The sequence below is a fragment of the Micromonospora sp. NPDC003776 genome (assembly GCF_053605645.1).
This window is the reverse complement of the sequence record NZ_JBSGJR010000008.1, coordinates 25942-41214: the sequence shown is the minus strand read 5'-3', so window position 1 is coordinate 41214 and position 15273 is coordinate 25942. Positions and strand designations below refer to the sequence as shown.

Genomic DNA, 15273 nt, shown 5'->3' with positions numbered 1-15273 from the left:
GCTGGTAGACCACGCCGACCTCCAGGCCGGCCAGCACGTGCTGGTACAGGGCGGCGCCGGCGGCGTCGGGATCTACGTGGTGCAACTGGCGGCCGGTCTCGGTGCTCACGTGAGCGCCACGGCGGCGGCGGCCGACCTGGACTTCGTCAAGGGCCTGGGTGCCGAACAGGTCATCGACTATGCGCACGACCGCTTCGAGGATCACATTCGCGACGTGGACGTAGTCGTTGATCTTGTCGGAGGAGCCACGCAGTCGCGGTCCTGGTCGGTCCTGAAACCCGGCGGTGTCCTGGTCTCCCTCGTCACCCCACCCGACCAGCAGGAAGCAGCCCGGCATGGCGTTCGGGCCCTGTACTTCATCGTCGAGCCCGACCAGAACGCGTTGCGTTCCATCACCGAACTCGTCGATAGCCGCCGGATGAGGCCGGTGCTGGACCGGGTGCTGCCCCTCAGTGAGACGCGCTCAGGTTACGAGGCGCTCGAGACGGCCAAACGCCGCGGCAAGATCGTTATCCACGTCGCTGACTAATCGCTGGCGTCTGCGTCGCCACGAGAATCTTTCGGCGGCCCGAAGCCCGGGCCGATCCGAGGTCGGGTACTCAGCGCCTGGTCTCGTACCTGGTCAGGAGCACGCCGTCAGGGAACGTCCGGGTCTCCACCAGGTTCAGGTTCACCCAGTTGTCAAGGGCCGTGAAGAACGGCGTGCCGCCACCTACCAGGACCGGATGGGTGACGATCGCGTACTCGTCGATCAGCCCGGCCCGCATGGCCGCTGCGGCGAGTGTGGCGCCGGCGATGTCCATGGGGCCGCCGTCTTCGGCCTTGAGCCGGGTAATCTCGGTGACCGCGTCGCCGGTGACCAGGCGGGTGTTCCAGTCGACCGTGCTGGTCGTCGAGGAGAACACCACCTTCGGCATGTCCCGCCAGCGGCGGGCGTACTCGAAATCCGCCGGTGTGGCACCGGGCTTCTGGTCGGCGGTCGGCCAGTGGGAGCTCATCGCCTCCCACAGTTTGCGCCCGTACAGCGCCGTGCCTGTCGCCCCCACGCGGTCGGACCACCACTGGAACAACTCGTCGCTCGGCACACTCCAGCCGAGGTCGTCGCCGGGCGCGGCGATGTAGCCGTCCAGGCTCAGGTTCATGCCGAAGGTCAGTTTTCGCATGGTGTCAGCCTCCCGTGATTCGGTACTCGGCGTATAGACCGGCACGGCGCGGAAGAATCATCGGTCAGGCCACACCGAGGGCCGGTTCACCACCACGTCGGGACCCCGTAGCGTCAGGACGGCGATGCGATCTCCGCACCTATCTTTAGACCAACCGTCAAGTAACCTGCTGATCGTCCGGGACATCGATCGGTCCCGCGAGTTCTATCGCGGGTGACCGTCCCCAGTTGTTTGCAAAGATCAACCGCCGTTTGCTGCACCCACGCCGGTTCGGAGTCACCGAGGTTGGCGGCGTCCGGACTCATGTGCCGCTGATCGCGCATTGACCGCGCCCGGCGCGGCGCGCCGTCATGCCGATGTGCGAGGGGGAGCCGCAGGCGTCAGGAGGTTGCAGTAGACGCCGGCTTCAGACGCTTTCGCTCGACAACGCTCGATGCCGTCACCACACTCAGCGGCGGCACGTCCTTCGCGACAACGGCGCCCGCACCGACGACCGAGCCCCGACCGATTGTCACTCCAGGGGTGACCGTGGCCGCAGCGCCGATCCACACATCATCCTCGATGACGATGGGCGCGTGCGTGATGAAGTCGTCCCGTTCGTCGAGCTCGACGGGGTGTCCGGCCGTGCTCAGAGTCACTCGGGGACCGATCAGGACGCGGTCACCGATGGTGATGCCCCCGTAGTCGAGGAAGAAGCATCCCTGGTTGATGAACACGCGCTGTCCGAACGATGCCCCAAGCCCGTAGTCGCAATAGAACGGGGGCAGGATGGACAGCGAGTCCGGGATGGGTCCACCGAAGATCTCGGTGAGCATCGCCCTGCGCGCGTCGAGGTCGTCAAACGGCAGCACGTTGAGGCGCGAGGTCAGGCTCATGGCGAGTTGTACGCGCTCCGCGAAGGCTCGGGACTCGGGCGTCCTTGTTCGTAAGCGTTGCTCGTTGCGCACGAGGCGATGCTGGCACGACGAGCCAGACACCCGGTGACGACCCCCCGGCACGGAACGCGTCCGTGATCGTGGGATCTTCATCGAACGTCCGGATCTGCCGCTGACCGGGCGTCTTGACCGGCATCGAGGTTGGCGTGCCCAGCGACAGGCAGCCCGCCAGTTACGCACTGTGACAGCCGAGCCCGGAGAAACGCGGCCAACTGTCACCCTTCAAGTAAAGTTGATGTGTAACGGATCAACTGGAGCCCGACACCGCCGGCAGCCAGGTGTCCTGCGTCGGCGCGCTGTCCCGGACCGCGTACCTGCTCACCGGGACCATCAGCTCGCCGAGGACCTGTTGCTGACGGTTGGCACGGCGGCCTCGTTTGATGCTTGACGCCGTGTCGATATACCAGGCGGCTTCACTGCCTTGGCCAGGTAATGCCGATGACGGCCGTTGGGTAGGCAGCAAGAATGGTGCGCCGAGGGGGTGCGGCCACGGATGGCGCTCATGGATGGCACGGATCAACAGCATCGACCTGTCGCCCTGGTGACTGGTGCCGGTCGCAGCGCCGGTATCGCTGCGTCACTGGTGCTGACACTGGCTCAAACCGGCTGGGATGTCGGATTCACCTACTGGACTCCCTATGACGAACGGATGCCCTGGAGAGCCGATCCCGAGACCGTGACGCAGCTCAGCAACCAAGCGGCCAAGCACGGGGCAAGGACAGCCGCAGTCGAGGTGGACCTCAGTGATCCTCACGCCCCAGCTGCCACCTTCGAGACCGTGGAGCGCGAACTGGCCTGCGTCACAGCGCTGGTCCTCGCTCACTGCGAGAGCGTCAACTCGGGACTACTGGATACCAGCATCGAGAGCTTCGACCGTCACTTCGCCGTCAACACCCGGGCGAGCTGGCTCCTGATCCGCGAGTACGCCCAACGGTTCCAAGGACCACATGGCACGGGACGCATCATCAGCCTGACCAGTGACGCCACTGTCGGCAACCTGCCATACGGAGCCAGCAAAGGCGCTCTCGATCGGATCACCCTGGCCGCTGCTCAAGAACTGGCCCACCTCGGCGTGACCGCCAACGCCATCGATCCGGGTCCGACCGATACCGGCTGGATGACCGCAGAGATCAAGGCTGCTGTTCTACGGTCCACGCCGCTCGGTCGCCTCGGGCGCCCGCAGGACTGTGCGAACCTGGTTGCGTTCCTGTGCTCACCCGACGGGGGCTGGATCAACGGTCAACTCTTACGCAGCGACGGCGGCATCTCCTAACCAGCGATCGCCTTCGAGGGCGACACCTCCGCGCGCACGTCGCGATCGCAGCGTCTGTCTCCGCCACTTCCGCCGGGTACTCCGGCAAGAGGTCGTCCCAGACGACGAACCACGGCCCGTACCGCTGGGCCTGACCCTCGGGGCCGGTCGGAGATCCAGATATGTCAGTGCGCGCCACCGTCCCCAATGCGGTAGACGTGGGCCCGGCAGCGGTCGAGGATGGTCGGATATATAAATGCCCGGTGGGAACGGTCGGGCTAACATCTCCCGTCGTGATTGACCACGTTGCCGAGGACTTCGGTATCCGCCTGACTACCGTCGAAGTGATCAACGGCGGGGTGGATCGGGCAGCGCAGAACCTTCTGGGACGCACGCAAACAGCCGCGTACGCGATCAAGTGGTCCGCTGGCGGCAGCGACGCCGGACTTGTGGTGCCGAGCGCTTTAGCCGATCGGGGACTGCGAGCGGTGGCCGCGCCGGTCCGCACGCGGGACGGTCGCCTCTGCTCCGAGCGGGACGGACGCCGCCTGTCGGTCACACCGTGGGTCGGTGACCGCAACGGCCTGGACGGCGGCCTGGATGAGACCCAGTGGCGGGAGTTCGGGGCGGTGCTTGCCGCGACGCACTCGCTGCCGGTCACGCCGGAACTTGCGGCCGTGCTGCCCGTCGCCGGCCACGATAAGGACCTCGCGGCGGCCCGGGCGACCGAAGCGCTGCTCCACGCCTCGCCACCGCCCGATGCCATTGCCGCCCAGACCAGGAAGATCTGGATGGATCACGCGCAGCGCATCGCGGCGGTCGCGGACCGGGTGGAGTCGTTGGCGCCGGCGGTGACGCCGTCAACCGTGTGCCACACCGATCCACACCTGGGCAACGTCTTGGCAGCGCCCGGCCGGATGTGGCTCATCGACTGGGACGACGCAGCGCTGTCCACGCCCGAACACGACCTGATGTTCGTCCTCGGTGGCACCTACGGCGATGAGCACATCGGCGACCGAGAACGAGACTGGTTCTTCCAGGGATACGGGCCGGTGACGATGGACCCGCTCCACCTCGCGTACTGGCGCGGAAGCCGCGGCCTCGCCGACATCGCCTTCCTGGCCGGGGAGGCGTTCACACCGGGCGACTACGGCGACACCTGGCGCGCGAGAGCAAACCGGCTTCTAGCCGCGAACCTGGAACCGGCCGGGCTCATAGCACTGGCGATGACCTGATCCAACGACCGGCCACACCCGGGTCTACAGACGGGTTGGCCGGCGACATGACCGGCTTGCGCCTCGCCCTCGGCGCAGGCCGCGAGGCCCGCGCCTGGCTCCGCATCACCTGGCGATGCTGGCAAGACCACACAGTCTTCCAACCCGACCTTCACCGCACCCGCCAACGGCGCCTCGGCTTGACATAGGGCACTCGGTCCGCCAGGTGCCGGCCGACCTCATCCATGACAGCCGCATGGGGAGTGTCGCCGTGGGTGTCCACGCCGCCGACCACGCTACGATGCGGCGTCCTGCCTCTCGTTCAGTCATTCTGCGTCGTTCCGTCCTTCCGCTCGCGCCGGGGGCGGCACGCGCCGGTCGGGCGGGCGGACAATCACCGAGTTGATGAAGACCTCGGCTGGCGCCCGGCGGGATCCCACGGAGGCGGTCCGGAAGGAGCCCAACCGGTCGCACTACCAAGGTGGTCCCGCCGGTTCATGTTCGCGAATCCGAGCGCCCCCGCAGGTCTCGCTTCACCGGTAGCCTCTCTCTATGCCGACCGAGATCGTCTTTGAGACTCACTCCTGGAGTGAGGACAACGACCGTGGCATCGCCACCGGCTGGCTGCCCGGCCGGTTGTCGCCGCGAGGACGGGCGCTGGCAGCGGAACTTGGTCAGCGCAGGCAGGACGACGGCATCGCCGCAGTCTTCGCCTCGGATTTGCGTCGGGCAGCGGAGACGGCCGACATAGCCTTCTCGGGGACCCAGATCCCCGTGCTGCACGACTGGCGACTGCGGGAATGCAACTACGGCCACCGCAACGGCATGCCCGCCGCCGAACTGCACGAGCACCGGGACCGGTACCTCGACGAGGCCTACCCTGGCGGTGAAAGCTGGCGACAGGCGGTACACCGCGTGGGTCGATTCCTCGACGATGTATCGCTTCTCTGGGCCGGCCAGCGCATCCTGGTCATCGGGCACGTCGCCACCCGATGGGCCCTCGATCATTGGATCAACGGCGTCCGGCTGGAGGACCTGATCAACGCCGACTTCGCCTGGCGTGAGGGTTGGGAGTACCGGATTGCCGACCCGCGTGATCGGCAGGACAGGACCGAGTCCACGCAAGTGTCGGCCGGTTAATCGCGTCCGATCAGCGGCAAGCAGCACCTGTCTAGCGCTACCGGCAGTTCTTCATCATCGCGCTCGGCGAGCTGATCCTGTTCACCGGACTCGCGCTGGGCAGCAGCGGCTTCGCGCCGAAGGCGGGCGCCGCGTTCCTGACCGGGATCGCCATATCCGCCGCAGCCCGCGCCCGCGGACGCCCGCCAGAGGGCCCGTCACCAGCTTGCTTGGCTCGTGCGGACGGCAGCGCTACTCGCTCTTGGCCCAGATGGGGCCCTGGTCGGTCCAGGTGACGCCCTTGTTGCGGCAGAGGCAGAACGGGTGGCCGACGGGGTCGGTGTAGACGCGCCAGCCGTAGCCCTCGGGGCCGATGGAGTCCTGCTGCAGGGTGGCGCCGAGGGCCAGGAGGCGGCTCTGTTCGGCCTCGATGTCGTCGACTTCGAAGTCGAGATGGAACTGCTTGGGGTGCTCGCTGTCGGGCCATTGCGGGGTGCGGTAGTCCTCCACCCGGATGAAGGCCAGCTCGATCTCGCCAAACTGGATACCGGCCCAGAAGCCGTTGCTGCCCTCCTTGACCGGGCGACCCGTCACCTTTGAATAGAAGGCTGCCAGCGCCATCGTGTCCGGGCAGTCGATGATGAAATCGGTGAGTCGCAGCATCCGGCGATGCTGCCACAAGATCGAAGCAAGATCAAATACGCCAGAGTTTGCGACAGGCCCTACCCGGCGTCGGTGCTCGTGGTCCGATCACGTCCCGCGCCGTCGTGATGACGGGAGTGCTCGGCCGGAGTGAGGCAGGCGGTGACTGTTGCGGTCACCCCGTCCACTCCCCGGGTGAGGACAAGCCCTTCGGCGAACTGGTGTGCGAGCCACAAACCTCGCCCACCGGGCATGTCCGCAGGTGACAGCTGCACCGGAAGCTCCGCACTCGGGTCGCCCTGGTCGCTGATCTCGCAGACAAGCACATCGTCGTGTTGGTGCAGCTGGAGGTGGCCGCGGCCGCCGCCGTGGCGTACCGCGTTCGTGACCAACTCGTGTACGGCGAGGACGAAGTCGTAGGTGGCCTCTCCGGTGAGTCCCGCGGTGGTCACTGCGGTCTTGAGCCGGTGTCTCAGGGCGGTGACGGTCGCGGCGGTGAAGTCTTCGGACAGGATCACCACAACGGCTTCGACCCACCTTGGTCGGCTTGGGTCGGATGTCCCCGTGTTGTCGTCCACGGCGCGGACCTTACTCCGTTCCGCACCGTCCGCGACCCTTGTCACCGGGCAAGAAATGCCAGCTCAGCGGCAACAGGCCAGCATCGACCCGGCCGCGTCGACATCGGTGTCAGGGCCGCAGGGCCGCGAGCTGGATCTGCAACGCCAGCCGTGCCTGGGGCGACTCCAGATCGATCGAGGTGACCTCGGCGATGCGGCGCATCCGGTGCCGCAGCGTGTTGGGATGTACGTGCAGCGCGCGGGCGGCCTTTCTCGGGTCGCCCTGATGGTTCAGCCACGCGGCGACCGTAGCGATGTAGTCGGTGCCGTGCCGGCGGTCGTGCGCGACGAGGTCGGGCAGCGGCCCGCCGACCAGCAGGTCGTCCTGCGGCACCGTGCGGACCACCCGGTGCACGACCACCTCGGCCCACAGGTCCTCGAACCGCAGCACCGGGTCCCGCCGGCGGTCCGGGTCGCGCAGCGCGAGCAGCTCGGCCGCCTCGGCACGGGAGCGAGGCAGGTCTCCCACCTGCCGGGCGGGGCTGCCGGACGCGGCATGCAACCCTGGGTCGTGCGCCGCGATATCGACGATCAGCCGCTCGAGCCACCGCCGGGAGCCCGGCGACTCGCCCTGGTCGACCACCACCGCGAAGAGCACGTCCCCGATGTCGGTGATCAGCGGCTGGCGCCAGCCGTGGCGGCGGGTGATCGACTCCCACAGCGCCAGGTTGTGCACCGTCTCTCCGGCGCCGCCGTGCGCGCCGAGCGCGACGACCCGCCACGGCCCGTCGGGCAGCCCCAGTTCCTCCCGGCCCATCGAGCCGGGGACCCGCAGTGCGGCCCGCAGCCGGTCGGCGGACACCCGGCGGGCGACGTCGGCCTGCACGCGTAGCCGCAGCAGGTACAGCGCCAGAGCGGACGCCGCGCCCTGCAGATCACGCAGGCGCTCGTGCGGCACCGGGCCGTCGACGACGGCCCAGATCGAGCCGAGCAGCTCGCCGCCGGCACGGATGGGGATCACGAGTCGGGGCAGCGTACCGTCCGGGCCCTGCGGCACGAAGATCAGCTGGCTGCCCGCGGTGAGCTTGCGGAACACGCCGCGAGCGCGGAAGTGGGCGATGACGTCCCCGGGCACCCGACGGCCGACGATGGTTGACACCCGCGCCGGATCCGCCCGATCCTGCCGCGACGAGTAGGCGATCACCCGGTACTGGGCGTCCTCGATCGTCACCGGCGCGTCGAGCACGGCGGCGGTCGCGTCGGCCAGGGCGAACAGTTCGTCGTACACGCCGGCTTCGCCGGTCTCCGCGGGGCCGGGCGCGGCGGCCCGGTCGATCACCCCGCGCAGCAGCCAGACAAGTTGCGCCCACGAGCCGTGGCTTTGCAGCTCGACCAGGGTCAGCTGGCATTCGGCGGCCCGCGCCGTCACGGCCGGGTGCGCGGCGAGCGGCGGCTTCAGGACGAGCCCGGCCGCGGCGACGCAGCGCTCGACGGCGGCGAGCGCCTGCTGCGGCGTGGTGATACCGGCACCGAGGACCAGATCCCCACCCGCCGGCGCCTCATCGGGTTCGGCGAGGGTCACGTCGCGGACTTCCAGGCCCCGACCGGGCACGACGATCTTGAGCAGCGCCGCGCCCACGGACTCCACCACACCCGCCACGGTGATCACGCCCCGAAGTATGCCCGCAGGTTGTCTCACCAGGCCAATCACCATGATCAGGATTGGCCGGTCCGAACAATGACGCTCCGGCACGGCGGAGACAGGATGGCCGCAACAGGTGCCCCGAAGGAGAGACAAGAACATGCCCGCCACGAGCTCCACGCCCACCCCGGACCGCGTCGCCGTCATCGGCGCCGGGATGGTGGGTCTGGCCACCGCCTGGTTCCTGCAGGAGCAGGGAGTGCAGGTCACCGTGCTGGATCGCACGGGCGTGGCGGCGGGCGCGTCCTGGGGTAACGCCGGCTGGCTCACCCCCGGCATCACCACTCCCCTGCCCGAGCCGGCAGTGCTGCGCTACGGGCTGCGCGCCGCGCTGAGCCCGTCGTCGCCGGTCTACGTGCCGCCCCGCGCCGACCCGCGACTGCTGCGCTTCCTGGCCGGATTCGTCCGGCACAGCACCCCGGCGAAGTGGCGCACCGCGATGCGCGCCTACATTCCGATGAACCGGCGCGCCTTCGAGGGATTCGACGTCCTCGCCGCCGGCGGGGTCGGGTCGATGACGTACGAGGCGAAGTCGTTCATCGCGGCGTACCGGACCGAGGCGCAACGATCGGTCCTGCTGGACGAACTTTCGCACATCCGCGCCGCCGGCCAGGACATCGAGTTCGACGTCCTCACCGGCGCCGAGGCCCGCGAGGTGGAGCCGGCCCTGTCCGACGAGATCGGCGCCGCCGTCCGGTTGCACGACCAGCGGTACATCAACCCGGGCCAGTACGTGCACGCCCTCGCCGACTCCGTCCGCGACCGTGGCGCGTCGCTGCTGACCGGCACGCGGGTGGTCGACGTCCGCGACGAGGCGACGGCGGTGCGGGTGGTGACCGGCGACGGTGCGCACGATCGCTACGACGCCGTCGTGCTGGCCACCGGCACCTGGCTCGGGGACCTCGCCCGCCGCTTCGGCGTCCGCACCGTCGTACAGGCCGGACGCGGCTACAGCTTCAGCGTGCCGATCGAACATGTCCCCGCGGGGCCGGTCTACTTCCCCACGCAGCGCGTGGCCTGCACGCCGCTCGGCGACCGGCTTCGCGTCGCCGGGATGATGGAGTTCCGCAACGCGGAGGCTCCGCTGGACCCTCGCCGCATCCGGGCCATCGCCGAGGCCGCCCGTCCCCTGCTGCGCGGCGCGGACCTCGACGCCCGCGTCGACGAATGGGTCGGTGCGCGGCCCTGCACCCACGACGGGCTGCCCCTGATCGGCGCCACCCGCTCGCCCCGCGTCTTCGCCGCCGGCGGCCACGGCATGTGGGGCATCACCCTCGGACCCCTCACCGGCCGGCTCCTCGCCGAGCAGATCACCACGGGCCGGCAGCCCGAGGAGCTGCGGCCCTTCGACCCGCTGCGCTGACCCGCCAGTCGCACCGGAGGCCGGCTACGACCGGTCCGGCGACACGACGGCCAGCATCGATCAGCACTGCGGGCGGAGCGCGACAGCGCCCCGCCCGCACCCATTCCTGTGGAGAGGAAAACCGACCGTGTACGTCGTGAGCAGGCAGGACGAGTTGGGTGTGCTGCGCGTCGTCCTGGAGGAGCAGCGCGAGCGGCACAGCACTCAGCTGGCGCTGCTGGCTCGCCAGGCCCGTCAGGTGCCCCGGGACGGGGCCGCTGCCGCACTGGCCGCCGCGTCCCGGCGAGCTCTGAGCGACATCGCCCGAGCTCTGCACTACCTGGAACAGGGCCGCTACGGCAGCTGCGAGGAGTGCCACGGCGACATCCCGATCGAACAGCTGGCGCTGCGCCCGGCGACCCGGCTCTGCACCACCTGCGGGCCCCGCCACCCACACGACGACCCAGCCGACGAGCACTGAACGAAATCGAATCCTGGTACCGGCGGCGGAGCGTGCCGGGCCAGCAGCGAGGCAGCTGCGACGATCGCTCGACTTACTCTGCTGGTGGCAGCGTTCCCGTCGGCACCCCTCGCCGGCCGCCGCGTCGGGTTCGGCGTGCCCGGACCGTCCCGTTCCGCCGGCCGCGCACCCCGCCCCACGGCCGGTCCCGGCGGCTGGCCTGCTCGACACCGTCGACGACGTCGGCGCTGCCAGGCGTCGGCTCGCAGGACGCCGTGCTCACAAGCCCGACAGCCGGGCGGCGCCGGCGCTGATCTCAGTCGGCTGCGCCGGTGCCGAAGAAATCGGAGCGTGACATTGGTGGGCGCCGGCGCTGTCCGGGTCGAGGAGGTCCTCATACACCCCGACCTTGAACCTGATCAGGTCCAGGCACTCGGTCAGCTTGCCGATCTGGGTCGTGACGTTCGCCTGGTGCTCGCGCAGGAGCGCGAGTCGTTCCTGCTCGTTGCCGGCTCCGTGCCTGACGAGGTCGGCGTATCGGCGCAGCGCGGGCAGGGGCATGCCTGAGGCGCGCAAGATGATGCAGACGGTGAGCCAGTCCACGTCATCCTGGCTGTAGACGCGGCGCCCGCCAGGTCCGCGCTGCACAGGGTTGACGAAGAGGCCCTCGTGCTCATAGAAGCGCAGCGCGTGAACGCTCAAACCGGTGCGTTCGGCGACCTGCCCGATGCTCAGACTTGCGGTGACCTCGGCCATACCGTGCACCGTAGCGGGTTGACCTAGAGCCGACTCTAGATCCTAGGGTCCTCCGTGATCGACGCCTCTGTCGCTTCGCGTAATCGCCTGCACGAGCAAGGGAAGCATCACCATGCACTATCGCGCCCTCGGCGGAACCGGTATGGAAGTCAGTGTCTACTGCCTCGGGACCATGATGTTCCAGGATGGCTGCAACTCCGACCACGACGATTGCGTCCGTATCATCCACGCCGCCCTCGACCAGGGGATCAACTTCGTCGACACCGCCGACATGTACGGGCAGGGAGAGTCCGAAGAAATCGTCGGCAAGGCGCTGCGCGGGCGCCGTGACGATGTCGTACTCGCCACCAAGGTGCACTTCCAGATGGGCGAGGGCCGAAACCGCAGTGGTAACTCGCGGCGGTGGATAGTCAAGGCGGTGGAGGACAGTCTGAGGCGGCTGAACACCGACTGGATTGACCTCTACCAGGTCCACCGCCCCGACGACTCGACCGATGTCGAGGAGACGCTTTCGGTGCTCAGCGACCTCGTGCATCAGGGAAAAATCCGCGCTTTCGGCTGCTCGACATTCCCTGCCGAGGAGATCGTGGAAGCGCATCACGTCTCCGAGCGGCGTGCCCTCGGACGCTTCCGTACCGAGCAGCCGCCTTATTCGATCCTGGCTCGCGGAATCGAGGCCTCGCTCCTGCCCGTCTGTCAGCGCTACGGGATGGGTGTACTGGTCTGGAGCCCACTGGCCTTCGGGTTCCTCACCGGCAAATACCGCAAGAACCAGCCCGTCGACCTGTCAGCCGGCCGTGCCTCGATCCGGCCGGCGCTGTTCGATCCCGCGAACGCGGAGAACGCGGTCAAGCTCGACGCCGTCGAGCAGCTCGTGGAGCTCGCGGAGAGCGTCGGCTGCACCATTCCACAGCTGGCCGTGGCGTTCACCGTGGCCCACCCGGCCGTCACCTCGGCGATCATCGGACCGCGGACCATGCCGCAGCTGGAGGACCTCCTCGAGGGCGCCGCGTTGACCCTGGACGATGCGACGCTCGACCGGATCGACGAGATCGTGCCGCCGGGCACCAATCTTTACAACCCCAACGCTCTCCTGCCCCCGCGTTCACTGACCGACACCGCACGTCGTCGCCGCCCGCTCGCCGACCGCGCGGCCGCCTGAGTGAGCTGATGTGGTGGTGAGTTGCTGGATCGAGGGAGACGGGCGTCCGCCCGTCTCCCTCGCGCCTCCCGAGCCTTCTGGCTTGGTGAAGCGTCCGGCTACGGCTGCTCGCGCTGCTGCCGCTGCAGGTCGAGCGCGATGTCGACGATCATGTCCTCCTGGCCGCCGACCATCTGCCGGCGCCCCACCTCGACGAGGATGCTGCGCGTGTCGAGACCGTACTCGGCGGCGGCGGTCTCCGCGTGGCGCAGGAAGCTCGAGTAGACGCCCGCGTAACCCAGGGTCAGCGTTTCGCGGTCGACGCGAACCGGGCGGTCTTGCAGGGGACGGACGATGTCGTCGGCCGCGTCCATGAGCGCGAAGAGGTCGCAGTCGTGTTGCCACCCGTTGAGGTCGGCGACGGCGATGAAGGCCTCGATCGGGCAGTTCCCGGCACCGGCGCCTTGGCCGGCGAGGGACGCGTCGACCCGGTACACCCCCTCCTCCACCGCGACGACCGAGTTGGCCACGCCGAGGCCCAGATTGTGGTGGGCGTGGATGCCGATCTGGGTCTCCGGTTCGAGCGCATCGCGGTATCTGCGGACGCGTTCCCGGACGCCGTCCATGGTCAGCCGACCACCGGAATCGGTGACGTAGACGCAGTGTGCCCCCGCCGTCTCCATCATTTTCGCCTGCTTGGCGAGCACCTCCGGTGGCGCCATGTGCGACATCATCAGGAAGCCGGAAACGTCCATGCCGAGTTCGCGGGCGGCGGCGATGTGCTGGTTGGCTATGTCGGCCTCGGTGCAGTGGGTCGCGATGCGGACCGAGCGGATCCCGTACTCCCAGGCCCTCTTCAGCTCGTGCACGGTGCCGATGCCGGGCAGCAGCAGGCCGGTCAGGGTGGCCCGCTCCACCACCTGAGCGGCCGCCTCGATCCACTCCCAGTCGGTGTGCGCCCCGGGGCCGTAGTTCAGGCTGCTGCCGGCCAGCCCGTCCCCGTGCGAGATCTCGATGGCGGCCACGCCGGCGGCGTCCAGCGCCGCGGCGATGGTCCGGACGTGGTCGAGGGTGTAGCGGTGCCGGATGGCGTGCATGCCGTCGCGGAGGGTCACATCCTGTACGTAGATGTGGGTGCTCATCGGGCCGTCACCGCCGCTGCCAGTCGCTCGCCGACCTGCCGCGCGGCGGAGGTCATGATGTCCAGGTTGCCCGCGTACGTGGGCAGGTAGTGGCCCGCCCCTTCCACCTCCAGGAACACGCTCACCACCCAGCGGTCCCCGGGCGGGGCGTCCGGGATGAGATCGGACTCCGGGCTGTCCGCCGTGATCCTGCGGAACTGGACGTCCTGTTTGAGCCGGTAGCCAGGCACGTATGCCCTGACCTTGTCCGCCATGGCCAGCACCGCGGCGGTGACCGCGTCGCGGTCGCAGTCGTCGACGATGCAGAAGACCGTGTCGCGCATGATCAGCGGCGGTTCGGCGGGGTTCAGCACGATGATCGCCTTGCCGCGCCGAACCTTGCCGACCTGCTCGATCGCCCGCGAGGTGGTCTCGGTGAACTCGTCGATGTTGGCCCGGGTGCCAGGCCCGGCGGACCGCGACGAGATCGACGCGACGATCTCGGCATAATGCGTGGTGGCTACCGAGGAGACCGCCGCGACGATCGGGATGGTCGCCTGCCCGCCGCAGGTCACCATGTTGACGTTCCGCTCGCCGAGATGCTCGTCGAGGTTGACCGGCGGCACCACGTACGGGCCGATGGCCGCCGGCGTCAGGTCGACGAGCGTGACGTCGGCATCCCGCAGCGCCGCGTCGTTCGCCAGGTGCGCGTGCGCCGACGTCGCGTCGAACACGATCCGGATGTCACGGAAGTCGGGGTGGTCGATGAGCCCCCGCACCCCGGTCGAGACGACCGGTACGCCGAGTCGCGCCGCCCGCGCCAGCCCGTCGGAGTTCGGGTCGATGCCGACGAAGGCACCCACCTCCATGGTCTCCGACCCACGCAGGATCTTGATCATCAGATCGGTGCCGATGTTTCCGGAGCCGATGATGGCAACTTTCGTCTTTGGCATGTCTCCTTCTCCGCAGCTTGGAATGAAACGGCCACCGTCCCGAGATCGGAGATCTCGGCGTCGACCCAGGCTGAACGTGCTGGCTAACTGCTGGCCGAGCGGACGTCGAGGCCCTCACATCAGGTGGGTCGCCATGCCGCCATGGACGGCCAGCACCGTCCCGGTGATGTGGCTGGCCCGGTCGGAGGCGAGGAACACGACCGCGTCCGCCACGTCCTGCGCCGTGCCCGGCCTGCCCAGGGCCAACCGCCGTACGTCCCGCACGTGGTGCGTCACCGCGTCCTCCCGCGGGAGGCCGTGGCGCTCGGCCAGGGCGTCGACGAAGCCCCCCGGCTTGTCCCACATCGGGGTTCGGGTGGGGCCGGGCGCCACCGCGTTCACCCGGATTCCCTGCGGCCCGTACTCGGTGGCCAGTGCCCCGGTCAGCGAGAGCACGGCGGCCTTGCTCGCCGCGTAGTCCACCAGCATCGGCTCGGGGTAACGCCCGGAGGTGGATGCGAGGTTGACGATCGACGCCCGGGCGGAGGCCTGCAGCAACGGGACGGCCGCGCGGACGGTCCGCACGACGCTCATCAGGTTGATGTCGAGGGTACGGCGCCAGGAATCGTCGTCGACGTCCAGAAAACTCCTCCTGGCTGGTGCGATTCCGACGTTGTTGACGAGGATGTCGATCCCGCCGAGCACCGCGCCGGCGCCTTCGACGATGAGGTCGCCGCAGCCCGGCTGGCCGAGGTCGACCGGTAGGGCGTGCACCCCGGGCAGCCTGTCCAGTTCCGCGCAGGCTGCCACGTCGAGTTCGGCGGCGACCACGCGCACCCCTTCGGACGCGAGGGTTTCCACGACGGCGCGCCCGATGCCGGCGCCCGCTCCCGTGACGACGGCGCGACGACCTGCCATCCGCAATTCCACCGGGGTT

General features: G+C 69.0%; 16 protein-coding genes. 7 read left to right on the top strand and 9 right to left on the bottom strand.

Annotation, left to right across the window (positions count from 1 at the left end; translation table 11 throughout):
- Positions 1–37: 37 nt before the first annotated feature.
- Positions 38–529 (top strand): zinc-binding dehydrogenase, encoded by a 492-nt coding sequence (locus ACWEVO_RS01640; RefSeq protein ID WP_452305632.1) that lies wholly within the window; start codon positions 38–40, stop codon positions 527–529.
- A gap of 70 nt (positions 530–599) precedes the next feature.
- On the opposite strand, the gene ACWEVO_RS01635 is transcribed toward ACWEVO_RS01640, so the two are convergent.
- Both ACWEVO_RS01635 and ACWEVO_RS01630 read right to left on the bottom strand, forming a co-directional pair.
- Positions 600–1163, bottom strand: a complete 564-nt coding sequence (locus tag ACWEVO_RS01635; RefSeq protein WP_452305631.1) for a dihydrofolate reductase family protein — start codon at positions 1161–1163, stop codon at positions 600–602.
- A 380-nt stretch (positions 1164–1543) separates the two neighbouring features.
- Positions 1544–2110, bottom strand: coding sequence for a sugar O-acetyltransferase (locus ACWEVO_RS01630; protein WP_452305630.1), 567 nt, complete (start codon positions 2108–2110; stop codon positions 1544–1546).
- A 481-nt stretch (positions 2111–2591) separates the two neighbouring features.
- Between ACWEVO_RS01630 and ACWEVO_RS01625 the strand changes: the two genes are divergently transcribed.
- The 3 genes from ACWEVO_RS01625 to ACWEVO_RS01615 all read left to right on the top strand — a co-directional run bounded on the left by ACWEVO_RS01625 (position 2592) and on the right by ACWEVO_RS01615 (position 5704).
- Positions 2592–3371 carry an SDR family oxidoreductase gene (locus ACWEVO_RS01625; protein WP_452305629.1) on the top strand — a complete coding sequence of 260 codons (780 nt, stop codon included), beginning with the start codon at positions 2592–2594 and terminating at the stop codon, positions 3369–3371.
- A gap of 272 nt (positions 3372–3643) precedes the next feature.
- Complete coding sequence (locus ACWEVO_RS01620) at positions 3644–4585, top strand: phosphotransferase enzyme family protein (RefSeq protein WP_452305628.1); 942 nt, start codon at positions 3644–3646, stop codon at positions 4583–4585.
- A 531-nt stretch (positions 4586–5116) separates the two neighbouring features.
- The gene (locus ACWEVO_RS01615; RefSeq protein ID WP_452305627.1) at positions 5117–5704 is read left to right on the top strand and encodes a histidine phosphatase family protein; all 588 of its coding nucleotides are present in this window, start codon (positions 5117–5119) and stop codon (positions 5702–5704) included.
- Between the two features lie 231 nt (positions 5705–5935).
- Here the strand turns inward: ACWEVO_RS01615 and ACWEVO_RS01610 are convergent, their stop codons facing one another.
- The 3 genes from ACWEVO_RS01610 to ACWEVO_RS01600 all read right to left on the bottom strand — a co-directional run bounded on the left by ACWEVO_RS01610 (position 5936) and on the right by ACWEVO_RS01600 (position 8551).
- Positions 5936–6346, bottom strand: a complete 411-nt coding sequence (locus tag ACWEVO_RS01610; RefSeq protein ID WP_452305626.1) for a VOC family protein — start codon at positions 6344–6346, stop codon at positions 5936–5938.
- 59 nt (positions 6347–6405) lie between these two features.
- On the bottom strand, positions 6406–6903 hold the full coding sequence (locus tag ACWEVO_RS01605; protein WP_452305625.1) for an ATP-binding protein: 498 nt from the start codon (positions 6901–6903) through the stop codon (positions 6406–6408).
- A gap of 109 nt (positions 6904–7012) precedes the next feature.
- Positions 7013–8551, bottom strand: a complete 1539-nt coding sequence (locus ACWEVO_RS01600; RefSeq protein ID WP_452305624.1) for a PucR family transcriptional regulator — start codon at positions 8549–8551, stop codon at positions 7013–7015.
- Positions 8552–8684: 133 nt separating this feature from the next.
- On the opposite strand from ACWEVO_RS01600, the gene ACWEVO_RS01595 reads away from it, so the two are divergent.
- Positions 8685–9947 carry an NAD(P)/FAD-dependent oxidoreductase gene (locus tag ACWEVO_RS01595; RefSeq protein ID WP_452305623.1) on the top strand — a complete coding sequence of 421 codons (1263 nt, stop codon included), beginning with the start codon at positions 8685–8687 and terminating at the stop codon, positions 9945–9947.
- Positions 9948–10083: 136 nt separating this feature from the next.
- The gene (locus ACWEVO_RS01590; RefSeq protein ID WP_452305622.1) at positions 10084–10407 is read left to right on the top strand and encodes a TraR/DksA family transcriptional regulator; all 324 of its coding nucleotides are present in this window, start codon (positions 10084–10086) and stop codon (positions 10405–10407) included.
- A 258-nt stretch (positions 10408–10665) separates the two neighbouring features.
- Here the strand turns inward: ACWEVO_RS01590 and ACWEVO_RS01585 are convergent, their stop codons facing one another.
- A complete protein-coding gene (locus tag ACWEVO_RS01585; RefSeq protein WP_452305621.1) occupies positions 10666–11142 on the bottom strand; it encodes a MerR family transcriptional regulator in 477 nt (158 codons plus the stop codon).
- Positions 11143–11254: 112 nt separating this feature from the next.
- Here ACWEVO_RS01585 and ACWEVO_RS01580 point away from each other — a divergent pair, with 112 nt between their 5' ends.
- Positions 11255–12304, top strand: coding sequence for an aldo/keto reductase (locus ACWEVO_RS01580; protein ID WP_452305620.1), 1050 nt, complete (start codon positions 11255–11257; stop codon positions 12302–12304).
- A 98-nt stretch (positions 12305–12402) separates the two neighbouring features.
- On the opposite strand, the gene dmpG is transcribed toward ACWEVO_RS01580, so the two are convergent.
- The 3 genes from dmpG to ACWEVO_RS01565 all read right to left on the bottom strand — a co-directional run bounded on the left by dmpG (position 12403) and on the right by ACWEVO_RS01565 (position 15266).
- Positions 12403–13425 carry a 4-hydroxy-2-oxovalerate aldolase gene (gene dmpG / locus ACWEVO_RS01575; protein ID WP_452305619.1) on the bottom strand — a complete coding sequence of 341 codons (1023 nt, stop codon included), beginning with the start codon at positions 13423–13425 and terminating at the stop codon, positions 12403–12405.
- The gene (locus ACWEVO_RS01570; protein ID WP_452305618.1) at positions 13422–14357 is read right to left on the bottom strand and encodes an acetaldehyde dehydrogenase (acetylating); all 936 of its coding nucleotides are present in this window, start codon (positions 14355–14357) and stop codon (positions 13422–13424) included. Before ACWEVO_RS01570 ends, dmpG begins: the two co-directional genes overlap by 4 nt.
- Positions 14358–14471: 114 nt before the next feature.
- The gene (locus ACWEVO_RS01565; RefSeq protein WP_452305617.1) at positions 14472–15266 is read right to left on the bottom strand and encodes an SDR family NAD(P)-dependent oxidoreductase; all 795 of its coding nucleotides are present in this window, start codon (positions 15264–15266) and stop codon (positions 14472–14474) included.
- Positions 15267–15273: the final 7 nt, after the last annotated feature.

Bases quoted from the DNA above. Each gene is read 5' to 3' on its own strand.
- ACWEVO_RS01635 (WP_452305631.1), bottom strand. From the start codon at position 1,163: ATGCGAAAACTGACCTTCGGCATGAACCTGAGCCTGGACGGCTACATC.
- ACWEVO_RS01625 (WP_452305629.1), top strand. From the start codon at position 2,592: ATGGCGCTCATGGATGGCACGGATCAACAGCATCGACCTGTCGCCCTG.
- ACWEVO_RS01615 (WP_452305627.1), top strand. From the start codon at position 5,117: ATGCCGACCGAGATCGTCTTTGAGACTCACTCCTGGAGTGAGGACAAC.
- ACWEVO_RS01610 (WP_452305626.1), bottom strand. From the start codon at position 6,346: ATGCTGCGACTCACCGATTTCATCATCGACTGCCCGGACACGATGGCG.
- ACWEVO_RS01595 (WP_452305623.1), top strand. From the start codon at position 8,685: ATGCCCGCCACGAGCTCCACGCCCACCCCGGACCGCGTCGCCGTCATC.
- ACWEVO_RS01585 (WP_452305621.1), bottom strand. From the start codon at position 11,142: ATGGCCGAGGTCACCGCAAGTCTGAGCATCGGGCAGGTCGCCGAACGC.
- ACWEVO_RS01580 (WP_452305620.1), top strand. From the start codon at position 11,255: ATGCACTATCGCGCCCTCGGCGGAACCGGTATGGAAGTCAGTGTCTAC.
- dmpG (WP_452305619.1), bottom strand. From the start codon at position 13,425: ATGAGCACCCACATCTACGTACAGGATGTGACCCTCCGCGACGGCATG.
- ACWEVO_RS01570 (WP_452305618.1), bottom strand. From the start codon at position 14,357: ATGCCAAAGACGAAAGTTGCCATCATCGGCTCCGGAAACATCGGCACC.